The organism is uncultured Algibacter sp. (assembly GCF_963976535.1).
Lineage (GTDB): Bacteria > Bacteroidota > Bacteroidia > Flavobacteriales > Flavobacteriaceae > Algibacter_B.
Genome location: NZ_CAXBLF010000017.1, coordinates 1 through 25,386 on the forward strand (window position 1 = coordinate 1; position 25,386 = coordinate 25,386).

Sequence of the window (25,386 nt, forward strand, 5' to 3'; positions counted from 1 at the left end):
TTTTTAGCTTGAGCTAAATCAAAAATCTTTACCATTTGCCAAATGGCAATTAAAATAAATACTAAAACTATAATTGTTAATAAAGCAGTCATTGGTATCGTTCGTCTTTATTTATATCTAATTAATAATGAAATTCTTCACTTTCTTTTCTAAAAGGATATCCTTTTACAAGCAATGGTGCTTTTGTTAAAGCTGTAAACACTACAAACATGAATAACCCAGCGAAAAGTAATACTGAACTTATTTCAGGAATTCCTATAAACCATCTGTCTCCTACAGTTGCTGGCATAATCATAACAAATATATCTATATAATGTCCAAACAATATTACTAAAGCTGCCATAACCACAAACCAAGGAATACGTTTGTAATCGGCATTCATTAATAATAAAAATGGAAACACAAAGTTCATAACTACCATGCCTAAGAAAGGCAATTTATAATCTCCAAAACGCGCTACAAAATAAGTTACCTCTTCTGGGATGTTTGAATACCAAATAAGCATGAATTGAGAAAACCATAGATATGCCCAGAAAATACTGAATGCGAACATATATTTAGCAACATCATGTAAATGGCTTTCGTTTACAAACTCCAAGTAATTTCTAGATTTTAAATAAATAATCATTAATGCAATAACCGTAATGCCACTTACAAACATACTTGCAAACACATACCATCCAAATAATGTAGAGAACCAGTGTGGGTCTACACTCATAATCCAATCCCAAGACATCATAGATTCTGTATAAATAAAGAATACTAAAAATCCTGCTGAAATACGAAAAGATTTTTTAAAGTTACTTTTATCTTCAGCTGTATCTTGTGCTATTGAAAACTTACGCGAAAAATGACGATATAAACTCCAGCCTGTAATAAATATTAAACCACGTATAATAAACCAAGGAAGATTTAAAAATGATGATTTTCCTGCTATCAACTTATCATGAGCAACAACTTCGGGATCCATCCAAACAAATAGATTATAATGACCAATGGTACCAGAAGCAACTGCAATAATTAATACTATTAAAGCACCTGGTAATAAGTATGCCGTAATACCTTCCATAACTCTAAATAGAACCGGAGACCATCCAGCTTGTGACGCGATTTGAATTGCATAAAAAGCTAAGACGCCTAAAGCAATCATCATAAAGAAAAATGCTGCAACGTAAAGTGCAGACCAAGGTCTATTCGCTATTTGATGCTGAACGTGTTCTGCATGCGCATCACCTTGATGTGCATCTTCACCTTGATTGTCTTCACCATGAGTTTCTTCTGCATGCGTATCGTGAGCATCTGCAACTACATGTGCTTCCTCAGCATGTCCGCTTCCATGGTTAGAAGCCTCTTCTGCAAGCATTGTTTTTACTTCATCTAAAGATTTATGAGATGTCATAAAACCATAACCAACACCTAATGCTCCTAAAATCATTAGAATGAAAGAAAATGTCTTTAATTTATTTGAAAATGTATACATATCTATAATAATCTTATCTATCTTAATTTTCTAAATCTGCTTTCAATTTTAATACATAAGAAACAACTTGCCAGCGTTCTTCCTCGTTCAATTGGTTGGCATGAGAACCCATGGCGTTTTTCCCATAATAAATAGTATGGTAAGTACTTCCTTCGTTTATAGCTCTACCTGCATCATCATAACTTGGTATCCCAAGAATTTTTTCACGTTTAACTAATTTCCCTTGCCCTTTTCCTTTATTACCATGACAAATACCACAATAAATATCATATAACTCTTTTCCTCGAGTTAAATCAACTTGAGTAGAATCTAATGGACTAGTTAAAGTCGCTTTTGCTAAGTCATAGCCAGCTGTAGAATTATCTATATCGAAAGGAATATATCCTCTAGGTATAGAACCCTCAACAGGTAATTGTGCTTCAACTCCATTAGCAAATGCATTAGATTCACTATAAGTTTCATAGCCTTCAGAGTTATACATGTCGGGCATGTATTGATAATTCGGTGACGTATCATTTTTGCACGATATCGTAACCAAAACGACTGTTATTACTAATATTTTAATCAAGCTTTTCATTTGTCAGCGTATATTGTCTTTTTTTGTCAAACCTGTCTGCCGACAGGCAGGTGTAATTCACAAAACGTTTTAATTTTTTATAAAACTAGAAATTAAATTTGTTTGTGCTCATTTCATCTGTATCATTAATGGGCATTATCAACTAAATTAATCTCAACTGCTCCTGTTTCTTGAAGCAAGTTTTCTAACTCACTTTCATTTCCATCAACCGTTATTTCCATTAAAAAATGATCATCAGTAGTTCTTGGGTCAGGGTTTTCAGCTTTTTTAAATGGCCACATCCTACTGCGCATATAAAAGGTCATGACCATTAAGTGTGCGGCAAAAAACACGGTCAGTTCAAACATAATAGGCACAAATGCTGGGCAATTTTCCAAATAACTAAAGCTTGGTTTTCCACCTATGTCTTGAGGCCAGTCATCTATCATCATATAATTCATCATCCAAATAGCTACAATCAACCCAATACAGCCATATATAAATGCTGTAATGGCAATTCGTGTTGGAGCTAATCCCATAGCTTTGTCTAGCCCATGAACCGGAAACGGTGTATAAATTTCTTCGATCTGATGTCCTTCTGCCTTAACCTTTTTAACTGCCGACATTAAAATATCATCATCCGTATAAATAGCGTGAATAACTTTTGAAGCTTCCATTGACTATATTTAGTTTATTAATTTTTTAGCTTGTCCAGACCAATCATCACGTTCTGCTCTTCCTGGGAAAGAACCAGTGATACTATCTAACAAATCATATTCTTTTTTAGTCATCTTACTTACCTGAACGAAAGTATAAATACCAATACTATTAAGCACTTCCTCCATTTTTGGGCCTATACCGTTTACCTTCTTTAAGTCATCAGCAGTTTGAGTAGCTGAATCAAAAGCACCAATGCTTCCTAGTAAGTTACTCACTTTTTCTGAATTATCTTTTTTTGAAGTTGTTTTAGCAACAGGTTTAGCAATGGTATCACCTGATGTTCTTGTATCAGCTCCTGTTCCTACCAAACTATTCCCTGCTTCTCGTATTTTTTTATAACGCTCTCCAGAAGATTTTAAAATTGTTTTAACCTCGGCTTGCGCAATTACTGGGAATGTTCTTGAATATAATAAGAATAAAACAAAGAAGAATCCTATAGTTCCAATAAACGTCCCTATGTCCACAAATGTTGGCTGGAACATAGTCCATGAAGATGGCAAGTAATCTCTATGTAACGAGGTTACAATAATTACGAAACGCTCAAACCACATTCCTATATTTACAACAATTGAGATAAAGAACGAGAACATAATACTGGTTCTTAATTTCTTGAACCACATAAATTGTGGAGAGAACACGTTACAAGTCATCATTGTCCAATATGCCCACCAATAAGGTCCGGTTGCTCTGTTTAAGAACGCGTATTGTTCATATTCTACACCAGAATACCATGCAATAAATAACTCAGTGATATATGCCACACCTACTATAGAACCTGTAATCATGATGACTATGTTCATTAATTCTATGTGCTGCACTGTAATATAATCTTCAAGGTTACATACTTTCCTCATAATGATAAGAAGCGTGTTTACCATAGCAAATCCTGAGAATACCGCACCCGCAACAAAATAAGGTGGGAATATTGTGGTATGCCAACCAGGAATAACCGATGTAGCAAAGTCCATAGATACAATAGTATGTACAGAAAGCACTAAGGGTGTTGCCAAACCAGCAAGTACCAAAGATACTTCTTCAAAACGTTGCCAATCTTTAGCACGCCCAGACCATCCAAAACTTAATAATGAATATATTTTCTTTTGAAAAGGCTTAATAGCTCTATCTCTAAGCATTGCAAAATCAGGAAGTAAACCTGTCCACCAGAATACCATTGAAACCGATAAATACGTGGAAATCGCGAATACATCCCAAAGCAATGGAGAGTTAAAATTAACCCACAAAGAACCGAATTGGTTTGGAATTGGTAATACCCAATAAGCCACCCATGGTCTTCCCATATGAATAACTGGAAAAAGCCCAGCTTGTATAACGGAAAAAATTGTCATGGCTTCTGCAGAACGGTTAATGGCCATTCTCCATTTTTGACGAAAGAGCAATAGTACCGCAGAAATTAGTGTTCCTGCATGACCAATACCAACCCACCACACAAAATTTGTAATGTCCCATGCCCATTGCACAGTTTTGTTTAACCCCCAAGTACCGATACCTGTTGATACTGTATAGATAATACACCCAATACCCCAAAGAAAAGCAACAAGTGCTATAGAAAAAACTATCCACCATTGCTTATTTGCTCTTCCTTCTACAGGTTTAGCCACATCCACAGTTACGTCGTGGTATGATTTTTCTCCTGTAATTAAAGGTTTTCTAATAGGTGCTTCGTAATGAGACGCCATAATTATATAATTGATTCTTTAATTAAATTTATGCTTCTGTTGTATTTCTCACTTTGGTTTGATACTGCACATTAGGCTTTGTACCAACACTTTCTAATAAGTGATACATACGATCATCTTTTAAAAGTTTTGCAACTTCACTTTTATTATTATTGATATCTCCAAACGTCATTGCTCCATTGCTACAAGCTGCAGAACAAGCTGTTTTGAATTCACCATCTTTAATTTCACGTCCATCACGCTTAGCGTCCAAAATGGTTTTTTGTGTCATTTGAATACACATAGAACATTTTTCCATCACACCACGAGAACGCACAACCACATCTGGATTTAGTACCATACGTCCTAAATCATCATTCATGTGATAGTCAAATTCACTGTTACTGTTATATCTAAACCAATTAAAACGGCGTACTTTATAAGGACAGTTATTTGCACAATATCTTGTACCAATACAACGGTTATATATCATTTGACTTTGACCTTGACGACCGTGCACAGGTGCGCCAACAGGACAAACCGTCTCGCAAGGTGCATGATTACAATGCTGACACATGACTGGTTGGAATGACACTTGAGGATTCTCTGAAGCGATTTCCATTTCAGTAAACTCACTTAACACGCTGCCCAATCCAGAAAAATTTTCTTTCTTTTCATTATCCCCAATAAATGATTCCTCAGAAGAATAATACCTATCAATTCTCAACCAGTGCATATCACGGCTACGTCTTACTTCTTCCTTACCAACAACAGGTACATTGTTTTCTGAATGACAAGCTATAACACACGCTCCACATCCTGTACAAGCATTTAAATCGATTGACAAGTTAAAGTGATGCCCAATAGAACGATCAAACTCATCCCACAAATCAACATCTGGCGATGTTACTGGAGTTTCGACATGATTTAAAGACACTTTAGGAACTTTATTCCATCCGTGTTCATGATCTTCTCTATCGTAAGTATTGAATATCTCTAAAGTGGTTTCTTTGATAATATCACCACGTCCCATTAAAGTATTTTGCAACTGCCCACAGGCAAATTCATGCTCTCCAGCAGCAGGCTCAATGGTTACATTTTGAACGTTATTAAAATTTTGGTATAATGAATATCCATTAACACCAGTTTGCATCTCTTCTTTTAAACCTGTAGTTCTACCATATCCTAAAGCTAATCCAACAGATCCTTTGGCTTGTCCGGGTTGAATAATTACAGGGACTTTAATAGTGACTCCATTTACCGTAGCATTAACATAACTACCATTTAATGCACCGTTAGCAACATGCTTATTCATTAAACCTAGTGCATCAGCATCCGCTTTTGAAATGGTTAAATAGTTGTCCCAAGATGCTCTTGTAATTGGATCTGGAAACTCTTGTAACCATGGGTTATTGGCTTGTTGACCATCACCCATACCTGTTTTAGTATATAATGTTAATTCTAAACCTTCTGATTTTGCAGAAGCCGCTAAAGAACGTGCTGCATTTCCAAAAGGTGTGGCCTTTTCTTCTTCAACTACTTCGCCTGTATCTTCAACCTCAGTCGCAATAGTTCCAACAAAAACACCATCATGTAAAGCTTTATTGAACGAACTTGCTCCTAAGATAGTAGTACCCCAAGCACCTTTGATATAATCATGATACGATTCATCATTCCCTGTCCACTTTAATAAAGCGTCTTGAAATTGTCTGGTATCAAATAAAGGACGAATTGTTGGCTGTGTTAAAGCATAGTGTCCTTTTTTAAGTTCAACATCTCCCCAAGATTCTAAATAATGAGGTGCTGCTGCAATATATTGTGCTTCTGAGGACGTCTCATCAGTTTTCATTGAGAACGCCACAGATAGTTCTGTTTTTTTCAATCCTTCAGCAAAATCTGAAGCATTTGCCAAAGTGTACATTGGGTTTACACCACTCATAATAACAGCTCCAACTTTACCAGCTTTCATATCGGCAACTAATTGTGCTACAGCCTTATCGCTACCCTGTCTTGTTTTAATTGGTGTTTTAGGGTCAAAAGCCTTACTACCTAGGGCTTCATTAATTTCTATAGCAACCGATTGTGCATTTACATCATTAATACCTGTAACTACCACACCATTGCTTCCTGCTTTCTTCAATTGAGACGCTGCTTTTTCAACTGCATTTTCAATATGTTCGGGTAAATTTCCAGAAACCGAACCTCCCACAATTTGACTATGTAATTTAGCTAAAACTATTTTTTGTTGCGAAGGTGTTAAAGGCACACGCTTATCTGCGTTCGCACCTGTTAAAGACATATTAGATTCAAACTGAATATGTCTAGACATTTTACCATGATCTGGCACTCTGTTTTTAGAATATCCAGAATCAAATCCGCCACCTTGCCAATCTCCTAAGAAATCTGCACCAACAGATACGATAGTCATTGCTTTAGCAAAATTGTAATTCGCTAATCCGCGTTCTCCAAATTTAGCTTGGTAAGCATCCAAAGCGGCCGATTCTGAAACAGCATCATAAACTACATGACGAACATTACCATATTTTTCTTTAAACTCAGAAATTAATTTGCTAGTTGAAGGGCTAGCAAAAGTTTGTGTAAGTAACACAATAGTTTTGTTTGCCGCAGCAATATCAGTTAATTTATTAGTAGTTTCAATATCAAAGTCACTCCAAGAAATACTTGCATCACCCTTTTTAGGACCTTGAACTCTTAAACTATCATACAAACCTAAAACTGAAGCATTAACTCTAGCATTTGCGCTACCATTTGCAGCTGCCATAGTATTGTTTTCAATTTTTATCGGACGACCTTCTCGCGTTTTCACTAAAACACTTGCAAAATCATAACCATCAGCAATTGTTGTTGCATAGTAATTAGCTACACCAGGAATAACCTCCGTAGGTTGCACTATATAGGGAATAGACTTTTTTACAGGACCTTCGCAGGCTGCCAATGAAGCAGCAGCAGTACTAAATCCTACATATTTTAAGAAATCGCGTCGTGTTGTAGATGTTTCTTCTAATGTCTCTTTATCACCTAAAAATTCATCAGTAGGAATCTCTGCTACAAACTCGTTTTGTTTTAGCGTCTCAACAATAGAGCTATTTTCGTTTAGCTCTTCAACACTTTTCCAGTATTTCTTGTTTGATGACATATTGATTATTTACGATTTTTGATTTACGATTTACGATTCCTATTTAATGATTTTAAAAAAACCTATCAAAGGTAATTCGTAATTCTAAAATATTTTAACTAATTATTTGTTTGTCCAAAATTCCGTTTACACGGAAACTGATTTTTATAATCTTAATAATGGCATTTACCACATTCCAATCCACCCATTTGAGCAGCTGTCAACTTATCTACACCATACTTTTTAGATAATTCTTCATGAATTTTAGAATAGTAGGCATTGTCTTTAACATTCACATCTGTTGTTCTATGGCAATCGACACACCATACCATAGTTAAAGGAGCGTATTGATACACCACTTCCATTTCCTCTACTGGCCCGTGACATGTTTGGCATTCAACACCAGCAACAGTAACGTGTTGTGAGTGATTAAAGTAAGCAAAGTCTGGAAGGCTATGAATACGTACCCATTTTACTGGTTGTGCATCACCTGTATATCTTTGCTCGTCGTCACTCCACCCTGAAGCAGCATATAATTTCTTGATTTCATCATCATAAAATTCTTTAGAATACTCTGGACTTGTTTCCCCAGTATATTCATAAATAGATTTATGACAGTTCATACATACGTTTAATGAAGGAATACCAGAAGTTTTACTAACTCTAGCAGAAGAGTGACAGTATTTACAATCAACACCATTATCCCCTGCATGTATCTTGTGTGAAAAATAGATAGGTTGCACAGGTTGATACCCTTGATCTACACCAATTTGCATAAAGTATCCATAAACAAAATAAGCACTTGCTAATAAAAAGAATATGGCTACTACAACCATTAAAAATTGATTTTGTACAAATGCTTTCCATAGTGGTGTTCTACCCGAAGTTTCAGGTAAATCAATATTTTGAGCTGAAGCAAAACGACGTAATGCTTTTTTTACTAAATATAAACCAGCAGCCAATAATATAAATAGGATAGCTAAAGCTCCTAAAATGATTTCGTTTGAAATACCGTTTGATGAAGTTGTGGCTTGAGTTGCTACGGCTCCTCCTGAAGCATCAATTGGCGCTTTCTTTTCTTCAGCGGTATAAGCAAGAATATTACTTATATCTTCATCTGATAGTTGAGGCATAGCGGTCATGGCAGCGCCACCATACTCATTATAGATTTTGTTTGCGTAAGCATCACCAGATTTAATAAGTCCAGCACTATTACGAATCCACGCACTAATCCAAGCACTATCTAATCCTTCATCTTCTTCCAAACGCGATTGGAAATTACGTAATGCAGGCCCTGTCATCTTTTTGTCTAACTGATGACAAGCAGCACAATTGGCATTAAATAAAGCTTTTCCTTTTACTGGATCTCCTTCTTGAGCTGAAAGAGCGGTTGTAAACGCTAATAATATAGTAAAGCCTAAACAAAGAAAGTTTGTGCTTAATTTACGGTGAATCACCTTTCTCATATTGTTGGTCAAATTAACTTCTAAACTTTGGTATGATTTTTTCATTGTGTTAAATGCAAAAATATACAGTTAAAAAAATCTCTCGCAAAAGTAATATTAAAAGTCGATTTTAGAAATGTTACAGAAGTGTTAATTGTTAATTTAGAGGGATTCTAAATAATAAAACGAACCACAATTAAGTTTTATATCGTATACATTTGTATAAATATTTTTTTAAAATGAAACCATTGAATTTAAAGATTAGTTTTTTAAGCCTCTTATGTTTTACGTTGATTTCAACATATTGCTTCTCTCAACAAGGAAATGTTACCATAAATCAAGATAAACATATTACTGTTTTATTAGATTTGAAAAAGGAAATGAATAAGAATGAAACGGATTCTGAGCGCTATAAAATACAAGTATACAACGGGAATCGATCAGGGGCTCATGCTGCTAAAAAAGAATTCAGCGAATCATTTGCAGATTGGTATCCAACAATTCATTTTGAACCACCAAACTTTAAAATTTGGGCAGGAAACTTTAGAACTCGCTTAGAGGCTGATAGAGCTTTAAAAAGAATTAAGAGAAAATTTCCTAACGCGTTTATTTTTAAACCTAAGAAAGATATAAATTAATAAGAAGCCTTTTTAAGTTCATGACAAAAATTATTTTTAAGAAATAAACGACTCGAAATTTTCAGGATAACAAAGTCCTCACAGGTTTTAAAAACCTGTGAGGACTACATAACTATAAAGCCGTAATATGTTATATGCAGGCAGTTTATAGTTCTATTCTAAATTTTTGTCATGTAATATATAAAAAATAAAGAGCGACCAATTGGTCGCTCTTTATTTTTTATTTAAAATTCAATTTGTTAAATGAAGAACTTATTTTAATTTCTTTTTAACCTCAACTTCATGGAAGGCTTCTATAATATCACCTTCTTTAACATCGTTGTAATTTTTTATTTGCATACCACAATCGTAACCTTTCGTTACTTCTTTAGCGTCATCTTTAAATCGTTTTAAAGATGCTAATTCACCTGTAAAAACAACAACTCCGTCTCTAATTAATCGAATTCCAGAGTTTCTCATTATTTTTCCATTAGTTACCATACAACCCGCAATAGTTCCAACTTTAGACACTTTAAACATTTCTCTAATTTCAGCAGTACCAGTAATCTCTTCTTTAAGCTCTGGAGATAACATGCCTTCCATAGCATCTTTAAGATCGTTAATAGCATCGTATATAATAGAGTATGATCTAATATCGATTTCTTCTTTATCAGCAATGGTTCTTGCATTACCAACAGGCCTCACATTAAACCCGATAATAATCGCATCAGATGCTGAAGCTAATAGCACATCACTTTCTGTAATGGCGCCAACTCCTTTATGTAAGATATTCACTTGAATTTCTTCAGTAGAAAGTTTCTGGAATGAATCCGTTAAGGCTTCTACAGAACCATCCACATCACCTTTAAGGATAATATTTAATTCTTGGAAATCCCCAAGAGCTATACGACGACCAATTTCATCTAAGGTAATATGGCGTTGCGTTCTAACCGATTGTTCTCGTTGTAATTGTGCGCGTTTTGAAGCTATTTGTTTTGCTTCACGTTCGTCTTCAAACACATTAAACTTATCTCCTGCTTGTGGCGCACCATCTAAACCAAGAATAGATACTGGTGTTGAAGGTCCTGCAACAACAACGTCATTACCTCGTTCATCATGCATAGCTTTTATTTTACCACTATGTTGTCCTGCTAATACATAATCACCCACTTTTAAAGTTCCAGCTTGCACTAATATGGTTGACACATAACCACGTCCTTTATCTAAGAACGCTTCTACAACCGTACCAATTGCTGACTTATCTGGGTTTGCTTTAAGCTCTAATAATTCTGCTTCAAGCAATACTTTTTCCAGTAATTCTTTTACACCAGTTCCTTCTTTAGCTGAAATATCATGAGATTGAATTTTTCCTCCCCAATCTTCTACTAATAAGTTCATTTGGGCTAATCCATCTTTAATTTTTTCAGGATTAGCGTCTGGTTTATCTATTTTATTAATTGCAAAAACTATTGGAACACCTGCTGCTTGCGCATGCGAAATAGCTTCTTTTGTTTGCGGCATAATATCATCATCTGCAGCAGCTACAATAATTGCGATATCTGTAACTTGAGCTCCACGAGCACGCATGGCCGTAAAGGCCTCGTGACCTGGAGTATCTAAAAATGCTATTTTTTGACCACCTTCTAATTGCACGCCGTAAGCACCAATATGCTGTGTAATACCACCTGATTCTCCTGCAATTACATTTTCTTGACGAATATAATCCAGAAGCGATGTTTTACCATGATCTACGTGACCCATCACTGTAACTATTGGCGCACGTGGTTTTAAATCTTCTGGTTTATCTTCAACTTCTTCAATAGATTCTTCAATATCAGTGGTTACAAATTCTACTTGATATCCAAATTCTTCGGCAACGATAGTTAGTGTTTCAGCATCTAAACGCTGATTCATAGTTACCATCATACCAAGGGACATACATGCTGAAATAATTTCAGTGACGCCAACATCCATCATGGTTGCCATTTCACTAGCAGTAACAAATTCTGTTACCTTAATAATCTTGCTTTCAGCTTCTTCTATTTGTTGATCAATTTCAGTTTGCTCTCTGTGTAGATCTCTTTTATCTCTTCTGTATTTAGCGCCTTTTCCTTTGCTTGATTTACCTTGAAGTTTTTCAAGTGTTTCTCGCACTTGCTTTTTAACATCTTCTTCACTAGGTTCTTCTTTAGGAACATTACGACGCCCTTGACCTGGTTTTCCTTTAAACCTATCATTTCCTCCAGGTCTATTTCCACCACCTGGTCTATTGCCATTACCTGATTGAGGCGCACCAGCTTTACTTATACGACGACGCTTTTTCTTATTCGCAGCATCTCCAGCTTTTGCTACTGGTTTTTTCTCTTCTTTTTTCTTTTTAGGCTTATTAAACTTAGATAAATCAATTTTATCTCCAGCTATTTTAGGGCCTGTAAGTTTTTTATATTGAGTTTCAACTTTCTCGTCTGGTGTTACTAATTCCCCATCAACAACAACTTGTTTAGGCGCAGGTTTTGAAGCTTCTTTTTTCTCAGTAGCTGGTTTGTTTTCGGCTTTTGGTGTTATGTCTTTTACAACTTCTTCCTTAACCTCTTCTTTAAGTTCTTCCTTTACTTCACTTTTAACTTCTTCTACAATAGCTTCTGCAGGCGCAGCAGGTTTTTCTTCGACCTTCTTCTTTGAGTCTAAATCTATTTTTCCAATAGTTTTAGGTCCTGAAAGTGTTTTTGAAGCTTTAACCACTTCCTCTTGCTGAGCTTTTTCTCTCGCTTCTTGGGATTTTTGCTTTGCTTCTAATTCTTTTTCACGTTTAATACGTAAATCTTCCTTTTCCTTTAGCTTAGCTTCGCTTACTTCTTGAGACTTTATTTTCTTGTTAGCATCCGTCTCAAATTCATCTGAAAGAAGGTTGTGAGTTTCCTCAGAAATTTTTGTAGTGGGACGCTTCTCTATTTCTACCCCTTTAGAATCCAAAAATTCTACGGCACGATCTAGAGAGATATTAAGCTCACGTAATACTTTATTTAATCTAATTGTTTCAGCCATAAATCGCCTTTAAAATACTCAAATATATGTATTATACCTTTTCAGGCATAATAAAATGCAAATCTGCACTATTATTTACTATTCTTCAAATTCTTCTTTCAGAATTCTGATAACATCTTTGATTGTTTCCTCTTCCAAATCTGTTCTCTTAACAAGATCGATAACATCTTGCTCTAATATACTTTTAGCGGTATCTAAACCTGCTTTACTAAACTCATCAATAATCCATCCTTCAATTTCATCAGTGAACTCGCGTAATTCAACATCTTCTTCAGCACCTTCTCTAAACACATCAATTTCATAACCCGTTAATTGACCAGCTAAACGAATATTGTGTCCGCCTCTACCAATAGCTTTACTAACTTCTTCAGGCTTAAGTATAACCTCAGCACGCTTGTTTTCTTCATCTAATTTAATAGATGTAACACGTGCGGGACTCAATGCTCTAGTAATAAATAATTGTAGGTTATTTGTATAGTTAATAACATCAATATTTTCGTTTCCTAACTCACGAACAATACCGTGAATTCTTGAACCTTTCATACCCACACAAGCACCAACTGGATCAATTCTATCATCATAAGAATCAACAGCTACTTTAGCTTTTTCACCTGGAATTCTTACGACATGTTTAATTGTAATTAAACCATCGAAAACCTCTGGTATTTCTTGTTCAAATAATTTTTCTAAAAATGCTGGGGAGCTTCTGGACATAATGATAGTTGGTTTTGCCCCTTTAAGCTCTACACTATCAATTACACCTCTTACATTATCTCCTTTTCTAAAGAAATCAGAAGGTATTTGTCTGTCTTTTGGCAGAATAATTTCGTTTCCATCATCATCTAATAAAATGACTGCTCTGTGACGAATATGGTGCACCTCTGCAGTATATATCTCTCCAATTAAATCTTTAAATTGCTTATAGATTATGGTATTATCGTGCTCATGAATTTTAGAAATTAGGTTTTGACGTAATGCTAAAATAGCACGTCTTCCTAGATTAATAAGCTTTACTTCCTCAGACACATCTTCACCAACTTCAAAATCTGGCTCAATTTTACGAGCTTCGGTTAATGAAATTTCTTGATTTGGTTCTTCAACTTCACCATCAGCAACTACAATTCTATTTCTCCATATTTCTAAATCCCCTTTATCTGGATTAACAATAATATCAAAATTATCATCATCGCCAAACTTCTTTTTTAAGGCACTTCTAAATACATCTTCTAAAATTGCCATTAACGTTACTCTGTCAATTAGCTTATCATCTTTGAATTCTGAAAAAGATTCAATTAACGCGACATTTTCCATAAATCTTTAAATTAAAATTTAATCATAACTTTTGCTTCTACAATATTTTCATAAGGAATATTTGCTTCCTTTTTTACCGTTACTTTGCCTTTTCCTAATGGTTTTGGCGCTCTAACTTTCCACTCTAATGTAATATTATCATCAGTTGCTTCGGTAAGTGTTCCTTCTAGTTCTTCAGAACTCGTTCTTACTTTAAGCGTTCTTTTAATGTTTTTTTTATACTGGCGTTTATGCGTTAATGGAGATGCTGCTCCTCCCGACATAACTTCTAAAGAAAAATCGTGTTCTTCTCTATCTAAATGATGTTCAATGGCTCTACTAATAAACATACAATCTTCAACCAAAACCCCGTTATCGCCATCTAATATTACTTTGATATGATTATCAGTGTTAATCGAAAAATCAATTAAAAACAAATCTGGGCGTTCAATTAACGCCGTATCGAGTAATTCTGTAACTTTAGTTTTAAACATTTTAAGTATAAAAAGAGGGGACTTTCCGTCCCCTCATATCTTTAATTTCGCCTTTCAACGGTGCAAATATATAATATTTTATTGATTTTTAAAGGAATATTTCATAAATTTAGATACAACGTAACTTACTTATTATGAAAAAAATACTAGTCCCTACCGATTTTTCTGATCAAGCCGAAAACGCTTTGAAAGTAGCGGCGCAATTGGCTAGAACCCATAACGCTGAAATTTATTTACTACACATTCTTGAAATACCATTACATGAAGTTGATGCTATGAGTTCACATAGTGATTTACCAGAGGCCGTGTTTTTTATGAAATTGGCTCATAAAAAGTTTGAAAATATATTAGATAAAGACTACTTGCAAGATATAATTGTTCGTGAAACTATTGGTTTTAATGAAATTTTTAAAGGTGTTTTTCATACCTGCAAAAAGCATGAAATTGATTTGGTAATCATGGGCTCAAACGGCGTGAGTGGTTTAAAAGAAATGCTTATTGGAAGTAATACTGAAAAAGTGGTTAGAACTTCTGAAATACCTGTGCTCGTAGTTAAAAAAGAACATGAAATATTTAATATTGATAATATTGTTTTTGCTTCTGACTTTAAGGAAGAAAGCAAAGCAACTTATTTAAAAGCGATTGAATTTGCTAAGCTTTTAGAAGCAAAACTACATTTACTTACGGTTAATACACCAAATAGGTTTATTACAACTGAGCATGCGAATGACCGTATGCAAGATTTTGCTAATGCGTCTAATTTTTCAAACTACAGTATAAATATTTATAATGATGTAACTATTGAAAAAGGGATTATGAATTTTTCGCAATCTGTAAATGCTGACTTAATTGGGATGAGTACACATGGTAGGCAAGGTATATCTCATTTCTTTAATGGCAGTATTAGTGAAGATTTGGTTAATCATGCTAAACGACCTGTGATTACTTTTAAGATCTAGAGCATTCATTGATAATCTGCTTTTGCATTAGGGATTGCAGTGGAAATCCTATTTATGAGGCACGAATAAAAAGATTGTAACCAAAATCCTGACCTCCCCTCCTGATAGCTATCGGGAGGGTAACTCCCAAAATAATTGAGCAATAATGTGTAAGCGCCCTTTTTTGCCTATTTTTGCAGCGCTATGGAGGAATTGAAACTTTCGGATTGGTTGCCTACCACAAACAAAGAGGTGAAAATACGCGGATGGGATGCCTTAGATGTTATCTTATTTAGTGGTGATGCTTATGTGGATCATCCATCGTTTGGACCTGCCGTTATTGGGCGAATTTTGGAAAGTTATGGATTGCGGGTTGCTGTGGTGCCACAACCAAATGTGAAGGATAATCTTCAAGATTTTGTGAAATTGGGAGCTCCAAAATTATTTTTTGGGGTAACGGGTGGTTGTATGGACCCAATGATTAGCAACTACAATGCGAATAAAAAACGTCGTGATAAAGATGCCTATACGCCAAATGGTGATATTGGGTTTAGACCTGATTATGCAACTACGGTTTATTCTAAAATTTTAAAAGAAAAATGGCCTGATGTTCCTGTTTTAATTGGCGGGATTGAAGCGTCGTTGCGACGTGTAACCCATTACGATTATTGGAGTGATAAACTGCTGCCTACCATTTTAGAAAGCTCGAAAGCCGATATGTTGGTATATGGTATGGGCGAACAGCCATTGCGTGAAGTAGTGCGTTTATTGCAAAAAGGCGTTCCGTTTTCAAGCATAACCACCATAAAGCAAACAGCTGTTTTGTTGGATGCTGATGCAAAAGTGCCCAAGAATAGTAATTGGGAAGATGTTGAAATTGTATCGCACGAAACGTGTTTAAAGGATAAAAAGAAGTTTGCCTCTAACTTTAAAATTATAGAGCAAGAGAGTAATAAATTGGCTGCGCGACGTATTTTTCAGAAGGTTGGTGATAAAACTTTGATGATTAATCCGCCATATCCAACGATGACAGAAGATGAAATTGATGCGTCTTTTGAGTTGCCTTACACCAGATTACCCCATCCAAAATATAATAAGCGCGGACCTATTTCTGCTTATGAAATGATTAAGTTTTCCATTAACATTCATCGTGGGTGTTTTGGAGGTTGTAGCTTTTGTACTATTTCGGCACATCAAGGCAAGTTTATTGCATCTCGAAGTCAGGAATCTGTATTGCGAGAAGTGGATACGGTTGCCAATATGCCCGATTTTAAAGGCTATTTATCTGATATTGGAGGCCCGAGTGCGAATATGTATAAGATGAAAGGGAAGGTACAATCTATATGCGATAAGTGTGTAGCGCCGTCATGTATTTCGCCAGTTATTTGCAGTAATTTAGATACCTCTCATAAACCGTTAACCGAACTATATCAAGCGGTTGATAGTCATCCTAAAATTAAAAAATCGTTTATTGGTAGTGGTATTCGTCATGATCTGTTGGTGCCAGAATTTAATAAAAATGCCAACCCAAAAGAGCTAGATGACTACACCGAGGAAGTCATGACTAAGCACGTTTCTGGTCGCCTTAAAGTAGCGCCAGAACATACTAGCGACCCTGTTTTAAAATTGATGCGTAAACCTTCGTTTAGTTATTTCCATAAATTTAAAGAGCGTTTTGATAAGATTAATATAGCGAAGGGATTAAAGTTACAATTGATACCTTATTTTATTTCGAATCATCCTGCGTGTGAAGTTGAAGATATGGCGAATTTAGCTGCCGAAACTAAAGATATGGGTTTCCAGTTAGAACAAGTTCAAGGTTTTACGCCAACACCTATGACGGTAGCCACCGTAATTTATTATAGTGGTTATCATCCATACACGCTTAAAAAAGTAAACACGCCGATATCGCGTCAAGAAAAAGATGAACAACACCGTTTTTTCTTTTGGTATAAAAGCGAAAATAAAGATTGGATTAAAAAGACTTTAAATAAATTGGGGCGTCAAGATTTATTAAAAGTACTCTTACCAGAAAACGATAAGTGGCGAAAAAACAAACCAAGCGGCGAAGCGAAACATACTTTTGATGACGCTATTCCTTTTAATCAACGAAAAAACAAGGCTAAGTTTAAGAGTAAGAAGAAGAAGCGGAGGTAGGTTCTGCTTTTATTCCTGAACACCCCTCAAGGCCCCTCAAGGGGACAATTGTTTACATTCATAATTGTAATCTAAGTTGTTGAAAAAATATTCTTTATAAGAGGCTTAGTATTTTTCTTTCCAAGTGTTATGGGATATGCTCTTGTAAAAGTTAATTGTATACAGTATGAGGCTTTGTAAATGTACTGAAAGAACTTGAAAATTTTCAATTGAGTTCTGAAGTTTAATATTTAGGAATGTCCCCTTGAGGGGACTTTAGGGGTGTTTTCTAAAGGTATTTACAAAAACTACTTTGTCAACTCTTTAACCGTTTCTTCAATAACCAACAGCACACTAAACATATTCTTTTTAACTTCTTCATTTGAGAATCTCAAAAAAGTAACACCATAAGCCTCAATTTCCCCTTGTCTTTTAGCGTCATTTAAAAAGTTATGGTCATGACTTTGTCCATCAATTTCGATCGCTAATCTAATTTCATGACAATAAAAATCAACAATATAATCTAACATAGGTACCTGTCTGTGAAATTGAACACCATAAGCTCTTTGTTTGATGTTTTGCCATAATAACACTTCAGGTAAGGTGCTGTTTTTTCTTAACTGTCTAGCTAGAAGTTTTAATTTAGGATTGTATGGAATTATTTTGTTTCTCATGATTTGCTTACAGTACTCTATCATCCCTAAAGTCCCCTCAAGGGGACATTTGTTTACGTTAATTATTGTGTTTTGAAATGTTCAGATGTTTATTTGTTACATGAAAATATCATTGTTTGGACTGTCCCCTTGAGGGGACTTTAGGGGTGTGTTTTTTAGTACACCGTATTCTGAAACAATCCAACTGATATCTTATTTTAGTGTGACGTGGTTTAAAATTAAGAAAATTAAAATTCACTTAAAGGCACTTAGCTAATTTTATTCATGATGCTGCTTTTTCTTTTAATTAAAGTAAGAAGCGGCAGTAGGTTTTAAAGAAGTACCTTTGCCGTATTATTTATCTGTTGATATTAATTAGCCTTTCGCAAGACTTCAGCGAAATTTTTAGACTGTATTTCTTAAGTCTTTAGTTTGATTAATGAAACCCTAGTGGCCAATTTAATGCCTGATTGCTAGTAAGCAACTATTTAATAGTGATTTTAATTCTACGACTTGCTCACGTCATTACTCTGCAATCCGTTTTAATTCAGAACCAAACGATGATTACAGATATAGCTATAAACAAACCACAGCCTTTTTTACCCGAACAACCCTTGCCACAATTTAATAAATCTATAAATGTGCATCGTGCCATTAAAGGTTTAGAAGCGGGCAAACCCATTCAAATAACAGAATATTATAGCAACGGTTTACTGCTCCTTAACGAGTTGCATAATCATCTTAAAAAAACGGTGTCTAACAAAACGTTTCAAGAGCAGCGTGCGTATCGGGCTGCGTTTCAAAAGTTATCCAGTCTTGTTTATATAAAAATAGCAGACCATAAATTAACCGTAAAAAAAGCGCCATCTATTGGTTGGTTGGCAAAGATTTATCCAGAAACTAGCACTTTTTTATTGCCTTTTACTAAAGTTCAAGGTCTAAATAGTGCATGGCAATGGTACCAAAATGGTATATTATTACCTGTATTGCGAAACAAAATCCATCCGTATTACGGTGTGTATTTCCCAACACGGTTTGATCATTTAATACTGTTTGATAATTGGCTGAAACGTTACGATGGACCTAAAAAATCGGCCATAGATGTTGGAATTGGCAGTGGCGTATTGGCCTTTCAAATGGTGAAGCATGGTTTTCAGAAAGTTTTCTTGACAGATACCAACCCAAATGCCATTGTTGGACTCACAGAATCTATGGGAGACACCAAAATGTTTCGGAAAGTAGAACTGGATTTTGCACCGCTTTTTGGTAAATGGGACAAGCAAACCGAACTCATTGTTTTTAACCCGCCGTGGTTACCAGCATCTCAAGAGCTAGATAGAAACGACGAAGCTATTTATTATAAAGACACCTTGTTTCCAGAGTTTTTTGCAGCAGCTAAAAAAAGACTGTTACCGGAAGGCAAACTTGTTGTTTTATTCTCAAATTTAGCTCAAATAACAGAGGTTACAAAAGACCATCCTATAGAAAAAGAATTAGCCAAAGGCGGACGTTTTAAATTAGATACCTGTTTAAAAAGAAAAGTGAAAGCAGCCTCAAATAAAACCATGCGCGAGCAAAATTGGCGTACTGAAGAAGAAGTGGAGCTTTGGGTGTTGGTAAAAAAATAGTAATACTATCTAGTTTTTAAATCTTACTTTTCCTATGAACAGAATAAATGCTTATACCAGTTATTGATTATTGAGACGTTAAGTTTTTCATTATACAAATGTTCAGATGTTTATTAGTATTGAAAATATTTATTCCTTACTAAAAAGTTTATTGGTTTAAATTGTCCCCTTGAGGATTATCGAAATAAAAATATATTTTTATTGAAGATACCGAGCGTAGCTAATAGGGTTGTTTTTTTCAGAATAAGTTTCTTAAATATCTCCCGTCAACTCCTTAACAGTCTCTTCAATAACCAGCAAAACACTAAACATATTCTTTTTAACTTCATCATTTGAAAACCTTAAAAAGATAACGCCATATGCTTCTAATTCTCCTTGTCTTTTAGAATCGTAATTATAAGAGTGATCGTGACTGCTCCCATCAATTTCAATAGCTAACCCAATTTCATGACAATAAAAATCAACGATATAATTTAAAATAGGTACTTGCCTGTGAAATTGAACTCCGTAAGCACGTTGTTTAATATTTTGCCATAATAATACTTCGGGTAAGGTGCTGTTTTTTCGAAGCTGTCTAGCTAATAGTTTTAATTCTGGATGGTATGGAATTATTTTGTTTTTCATTTGTGCGGACACCCCTAAAGTCCCCTCAAGGGGACAATCCTTCGATTAAACTTAGGAACAATATCCCCTTGAGGGGATTATAGGGGTGTTTTTGTTTTAAATTTAGCTGAAATAATAGAGATATCGAAAGACCACCCTATAAAAAGGAATTAGCAAAAGGCGGACGTTTTAAAATAGAAACCTGTTTAAAAAGAAAAGTGAAAGCGGCTTCAAATAAAACCATGCGCGAGCAGGAATGGCGTGCCGAGGAAGAAGTTGAGCTTTGGGTGTTGGTTAATGTTTAGGTTTTGAAATGGTTAAGAAACATTATTATTATTACAACGAATTTCCCAAAGTATAACACAGTTCTAAATTATAAACTTTTAAGTTAACACCTGCTTTAAAATATATAAGTTCTAGAAGTAGCATGTTGATTGCTGTTTTTTCTTCACCTAATATTCTTTTTGAATTGTTTATATTTATAAAATATAAACACTTCTAGTTATGAAATTATCATCAATCTTTATTTTATTTTATTTTTTCTTTTTTACGCAAAATATTTTAGCACAAAATACAAGTGGAAATTTAAATGCAACAGTTACTGTTGCTACTGAATTACAAAGTCAATTCAAATCTAATGGACGATTATTGTTATTTATATGTGATAATGCAGAAGTAGAACCTAGGCAAATGACGTGGCCAAGTCCAGTAGTGAAAACGTATATTTTTGCTAAAAACATAACAGATTTTAACAGTTCAGAATCAGTGAAAATAGAGAATTCTAATGATTGGACAAGTAATACTGATATAACATTAGCTAATTTACCTTCTGGAGAATATGCAGTTCAAGTGCTTTGGGATCAAGATACAGAAGAATCTAGGGTAGATGCTCCAGGGAATATTTTCAGTAAAAAGCAGATTTTAAATTTAGATAAAAATGTAAATCTTATTTTCGAATTATCAGAAGTAATAGATTCGCATGTTGTTAACGAGCATCCTCAAGTGCGTTATGAAGCCCTTAAAAGCGAGGCTTTATCTAAGTTTTGGAATAAACCAATGTATTTAAAAGCAACCATTTTATTGCCAAAAAACTATAAAGAAGGTTCTAATAAAGCCTATCCAATTAGATATAATGTCGCAGGATTTGGAGGTCGTTATACACGTATTAACAGATTGTCTGGAAATAAAGAGTTTATGGATTGGTGGAATTCTGATGAAGCACCTGAAATAATCACCGTATTTCTTGATAGTGATGGCCCTTTGGGAGACCATTACCAAATGGATTCAGATAACAGCGGACCATATGGTGAAGCTTTAACAACAGAACTTATCCCATATTTAGAAAGCAAATATCGAGGAACAGATACTGTAAAAACACGATTTGTTGATGGTTGTTCAACTGGAGGTTGGGTGTCTTTAGGTTTACAATTGTATTATCCTGATACGTTTAATGGATGTTTTTCTTATAGTCCAGATGCTATTGAATTTGAACGATATCAACTTATAAACATATATAAAGATAAAAATGCCTATGTAAATGAGTATGGTTATGAACGACCAGTTATGCGCTCAACTTTGGGTGAGCCAATGCTATCATTTAAAACATTTGTATATCATGAAAACGCTTTAGCAGCCTCCAATACTTATGTGAATTCTGGCGGACAAATAGGATCGCATACAGCATTATATAGCCCAAAAGGAGAAGATGGATTACCGAAACCATTATTTGACGCTACAACAGGTGAAATAGATAAAGAGGTTGCAGAACATTGGAAAAAGTATGATTTTTTAAAATATACACAAGAAAATTGGGAAACATTAGGGCCAAAATTACAAGGAAAAATTTATGTTTGGATGGGAGATATGGATCATTTTTATTTAAATATGGCAACACGATCATTTGCTGAATATTTACTGACTACTGAAAACCCAAAATCTGATGCAAGAATTGAATTTTCTCCAATGAAAGGACACTGCTCAGAGTATTCCGATAAAAAAATATATCAACAAATAGAAGAACGATTAAAGAAAATGGATTAGGTTACAGATGAAATTAATGCGCCTCCAACCAATTCATACCTGTATCTACTTCGACATCTAAAGGCACATCTAGTTTAAAAGCACTTTCCATCTCCGTTTTAACCAAAGTTTTAATAGTTTCTAATTCTGGTTTATAAACATCAAAAACCAATTCATCATGCACTTGCAGTAGCATTTTCGTTTTATAATTGCCGGCTTCCAGTTTATTGTAAATATTAATCATGGCAATTTTTATAATATCGGCAGCACTTCCTTGTATGGGTGCGTTTACGGCATTACGTTCTGCAGCACCACGAACAATAGCATTTCTAGAATTAATGTCTTTTAAATAACGACGACGACCTAAAACGGTTTGCACGTAACCATTATCGCGAGCAAAATCGACTTGCTCGCTCATATAAGCACGTAGTTTTGGATAGGTTACATAATAGGTGTCAATAAGCTCTTTGGCTTCACCACGAGATAAATCGGTTTGGTTGCTTAAACCAAAAGCAGAAACCCCATAAATAATCCCAAAGTTTACGGTTTTGGCGTTGCCACGTTGTTCTCGTGTTACCTCTTTTAAGGGCACATTAAATACTTTTGAAGCGGTAGACGCGTGAATATCTTCACCATTTTTAAAGGCTTCAATCATGGTTTCTTCTTTACTTAAAGCGGCAATAATACGGAGTTCTATTTGCGAGTAATCGGCAGCCAATAAAATGTAATCTTCATTTCTAGGAATAAACGCTTTACGCACTTGTCGACCACGTTCCGTACGAATAGGTATGTTTTGAAGATTCGGATTGTTACTACTCAATCGTCCTGTGGCAGCAACGGTTTGCATATAATCGGTATGCACACGACCTGTAGCCTCTTCAACCTGCGTAGGAAGCGCATCCACATACGTGCTTTTTAATTTAGCAAGCCCCCTATATTCCAATATGTTTCGAATAATGGCGTGGTCTTTGGCTAAATAGCTCAAAATATCTTCGCCCGTAGCGTATTGTCCTGTTTTGGTTTTTTTAGGTTTATCAACCAGTTTTAGTTTTTCAAATAGAATAATACCAAGCTGTTTTGGTGAGGCAATATTAAATTCTTCGCCAGCAGCTTCATAAATGCTTTTTTCAAGATTTAAAATATCAGCGTTAAGATCTTCCGATAAAGAATTTAAAAACTTTTCATCCAAATTAATGCCTTCTAATTCCATAGCCGCCAACACACGTAGCAACGGAATTTCAATATCATCAAATAACTTTTGAGTATTGGCTTCGCCTAGTTCCGTTTGAAAATGTTCTTTTAGTTGCAAGGTGATATCGGCATCTTCAACAGCATATTCGGTTTGTTTTTCCATAGGTACATCTCGCATCGAGAGCTGATTCTTCCCTTTTTTACCAATCAATTCTGTTATAGAAATGGGTGTGTAATTCAAATAGGTTTCAGCCAAAACATCCATATTATGTCGCATATCAGGATTTATCAAATAATGCGCTAACATGGTATCAAACAATTTGCCTTTAACAACAACCTTATATTTTGCTAAAACTTTAATATCGTATTTTAAATTCTGACCAATTTTTTCAATGGTTTCACTTTCAAAAAACGGACGTAGTTGCTCAATCAACTCTTGTGCTTCATGTCTATCTTCCGAAAACGGTAAATAAAACCCTTTGCCAACCTCCCAAGAAAATGCAATACCTACCAATTCTGCGGTCAACGGATTCAATCCTGTGGTTTCCGTATCAAAACATACAGCGGGTTGGTTCATCAAGTTTTTAATAAACAATTTGGTGGCCATTCCAGACGCTACACTTTGGTAAAAATGCGAACTGTTTTCGGCTGTTTTACGTTGTAATGTGTTTTCTGTTGGCGCTTCCGCGGAACTAGGATCTGCTCCAAATAAAGAAAATTGCCCTGCTCCAGCAGATTGAACTTCCTTGGGTGTTGCTTTTGTTTCCGTTACTTCTGAAGCTTTTGTAGTACCAGTTGCGGCAGCTGCTTCATCTGAAAATGTTTTTGTGAAATTATCAATCAATCTTCTAAACTCTAACTCTTGAAAAATCTCAACTACTTTTGGAATATCAGGTTGGTCTAATTCAAAATCTTTAGCATGAAAAGTCACCGGAACATCCAACATTATAGTTGCTAATTTCTTAGATAGTAAACCGAGTTCTTTTGCACCTTCAACCTTCTCTTTCATCTTGCCTTTCAGCTCGTGCGTATTGGCTAAAAGGTTTTCCATAGAACCATATTGCGCTAGAAATTTTTTGGCTGTTTTTTCGCCTACACCAGGAAGCCCGGGAATATTATCACTAGAATCGCCCATCATACCTAAAAAGTCTATGACTTGTAACGGGTCTGTCACTTCAAACTTTTTCTGAACTTCAGGAATGCCCCAAGTTTCATAACCACCACCAAACATAGGGCGATACATAAATATATTTTCGCTCACTAATTGCGCAAAATCCTTATCTGGCGTTACCATAAACGTTTGGTAACCTTCTTTTTCGGCTTGTTTTGCAAGCGTTCCAATCACATCATCTGCTTCAAAACCTTCTTTAACCATAATGGGGATATGCATAGCCTTTAAAATGTCCATAATAATTGGTACTGCAATACTAATGGCCTCTGGTGTTTCGTCTCTGTTGGCTTTGTATGCCTCAAACATTTCTACGCGGTCTGCACTTCCGCCTTTATCAAAACAAACAGCTAAATGGTCTGGGCGTTCTCGTTTTATAACGTCTAAAAGGGAATTCATAAACCCCATAACCGCTGAGGTATCAACGCCTTTTGAGTTAATTCTTGGATTTTTTATAAAGGCATAGTAGCCACGAAAAATTAATGCGAAAGCATCAACTAAAAAGACACGTTTATTGTCGGACATTTTATATCATATTTTATTCAGGTTAAACTCAGTAAAACTCGCTTTTTTCATTTCTGCTTCAAAATA

At 35.1% G+C, this 25,386-nt stretch carries 17 protein-coding genes; 5 read left to right on the forward strand and 12 right to left on the reverse strand.

Going from position 1 to position 25,386, the window contains the following annotated elements:
- Window positions 1–121: 121 nt before the first annotated feature.
- The 6 genes from AAC024_RS06780 to AAC024_RS06805 all read right to left on the reverse strand — a co-directional run bounded on the left by AAC024_RS06780 (window position 122) and on the right by AAC024_RS06805 (window position 9,034).
- Complete coding sequence (locus AAC024_RS06780) at window positions 122–1,480, reverse strand: quinol:cytochrome C oxidoreductase (RefSeq protein ID WP_339894530.1); 1,359 nt, start codon at window positions 1,478–1,480, stop codon at window positions 122–124.
- 22 nt (window positions 1,481–1,502) lie between these two features.
- The gene (locus tag AAC024_RS06785) at window positions 1,503–1,970 is read right to left on the reverse strand and encodes a cytochrome c (RefSeq protein WP_339894531.1); all 468 of its coding nucleotides are present in this window, start codon (window positions 1,968–1,970) and stop codon (window positions 1,503–1,505) included.
- A gap of 212 nt (window positions 1,971–2,182) precedes the next feature.
- Window positions 2,183–2,713: a DUF3341 domain-containing protein gene (locus tag AAC024_RS06790; RefSeq protein WP_339894532.1), complete on the reverse strand. Its 531-nt coding sequence runs from the start codon at window positions 2,711–2,713 to the stop codon at window positions 2,183–2,185.
- A gap of 9 nt (window positions 2,714–2,722) precedes the next feature.
- Window positions 2,723–4,453 carry an NrfD/PsrC family molybdoenzyme membrane anchor subunit gene (gene nrfD, locus AAC024_RS06795; RefSeq protein ID WP_339894533.1) on the reverse strand — a complete coding sequence of 577 codons (1,731 nt, stop codon included), beginning with the start codon at window positions 4,451–4,453 and terminating at the stop codon, window positions 2,723–2,725.
- A gap of 28 nt (window positions 4,454–4,481) precedes the next feature.
- Entirely contained in the window at window positions 4,482–7,589 is a 3,108-nt protein-coding gene (locus AAC024_RS06800; RefSeq protein WP_339894534.1) for a TAT-variant-translocated molybdopterin oxidoreductase, read from the reverse strand.
- A gap of 152 nt (window positions 7,590–7,741) precedes the next feature.
- On the reverse strand, window positions 7,742–9,034 hold the full coding sequence (locus tag AAC024_RS06805) for a cytochrome c3 family protein (RefSeq protein WP_339894573.1): 1,293 nt from the start codon (window positions 9,032–9,034) through the stop codon (window positions 7,742–7,744).
- Window positions 9,035–9,252: 218 nt separating this feature from the next.
- Between AAC024_RS06805 and AAC024_RS06810 the strand changes: the two genes are divergently transcribed.
- Complete coding sequence (locus AAC024_RS06810; RefSeq protein ID WP_339894535.1) at window positions 9,253–9,651, forward strand: SPOR domain-containing protein; 399 nt, start codon at window positions 9,253–9,255, stop codon at window positions 9,649–9,651.
- A 252-nt stretch (window positions 9,652–9,903) separates the two neighbouring features.
- On the opposite strand, the gene infB is transcribed toward AAC024_RS06810, so the two are convergent.
- The 3 genes from infB to rimP form a co-directional block, all read right to left on the reverse strand.
- The gene (gene infB / locus AAC024_RS06815) at window positions 9,904–12,675 is read right to left on the reverse strand and encodes a translation initiation factor IF-2 (RefSeq protein WP_339894536.1); all 2,772 of its coding nucleotides are present in this window, start codon (window positions 12,673–12,675) and stop codon (window positions 9,904–9,906) included.
- A gap of 78 nt (window positions 12,676–12,753) precedes the next feature.
- Window positions 12,754–13,986: a transcription termination factor NusA gene (gene nusA, locus AAC024_RS06820; protein WP_339894537.1), complete on the reverse strand. Its 1,233-nt coding sequence runs from the start codon at window positions 13,984–13,986 to the stop codon at window positions 12,754–12,756.
- Window positions 13,987–13,997: 11 nt separating this feature from the next.
- On the reverse strand, window positions 13,998–14,459 hold the full coding sequence (rimP, locus tag AAC024_RS06825; protein WP_339894538.1) for a ribosome assembly cofactor RimP: 462 nt from the start codon (window positions 14,457–14,459) through the stop codon (window positions 13,998–14,000).
- A gap of 134 nt (window positions 14,460–14,593) precedes the next feature.
- Here rimP and AAC024_RS06830 point away from each other — a divergent pair, with 134 nt between their 5' ends.
- Entirely contained in the window at window positions 14,594–15,418 is an 825-nt protein-coding gene (locus AAC024_RS06830) for a universal stress protein (RefSeq protein WP_339894539.1), read from the forward strand.
- A gap of 183 nt (window positions 15,419–15,601) precedes the next feature.
- The gene (locus tag AAC024_RS06835) at window positions 15,602–17,554 is read left to right on the forward strand and encodes a YgiQ family radical SAM protein (RefSeq protein ID WP_339894540.1); all 1,953 of its coding nucleotides are present in this window, start codon (window positions 15,602–15,604) and stop codon (window positions 17,552–17,554) included.
- Window positions 17,555–17,841: 287 nt separating this feature from the next.
- On the opposite strand, the gene AAC024_RS06840 is transcribed toward AAC024_RS06835, so the two are convergent.
- Entirely contained in the window at window positions 17,842–18,207 is a 366-nt protein-coding gene (locus AAC024_RS06840; RefSeq protein WP_339894541.1) for an endonuclease domain-containing protein, read from the reverse strand.
- A 539-nt stretch (window positions 18,208–18,746) separates the two neighbouring features.
- Here AAC024_RS06840 and AAC024_RS06845 point away from each other — a divergent pair.
- The gene (locus AAC024_RS06845) at window positions 18,747–19,814 is read left to right on the forward strand and encodes a methyltransferase (protein WP_339894542.1); all 1,068 of its coding nucleotides are present in this window, start codon (window positions 18,747–18,749) and stop codon (window positions 19,812–19,814) included.
- Between the two features lie 252 nt (window positions 19,815–20,066).
- Here the strand turns inward: AAC024_RS06845 and AAC024_RS06850 are convergent, their stop codons facing one another.
- Entirely contained in the window at window positions 20,067–20,438 is a 372-nt protein-coding gene (locus AAC024_RS06850; RefSeq protein ID WP_339894543.1) for a DUF559 domain-containing protein, read from the reverse strand.
- Window positions 20,439–20,921: 483 nt separating this feature from the next.
- Between AAC024_RS06850 and AAC024_RS06855 the strand changes: the two genes are divergently transcribed.
- On the forward strand, window positions 20,922–22,457 hold the full coding sequence (locus AAC024_RS06855; RefSeq protein ID WP_339894544.1) for an alpha/beta hydrolase-fold protein: 1,536 nt from the start codon (window positions 20,922–20,924) through the stop codon (window positions 22,455–22,457).
- A 13-nt stretch (window positions 22,458–22,470) separates the two neighbouring features.
- Here AAC024_RS06855 and polA read toward each other — a convergent pair whose 3' ends face one another.
- Window positions 22,471–25,320 carry a DNA polymerase I gene (gene polA / locus AAC024_RS06860; protein WP_339894545.1) on the reverse strand — a complete coding sequence of 950 codons (2,850 nt, stop codon included), beginning with the start codon at window positions 25,318–25,320 and terminating at the stop codon, window positions 22,471–22,473.
- Between the last annotated feature and the right edge of the window lie 66 nt (window positions 25,321–25,386).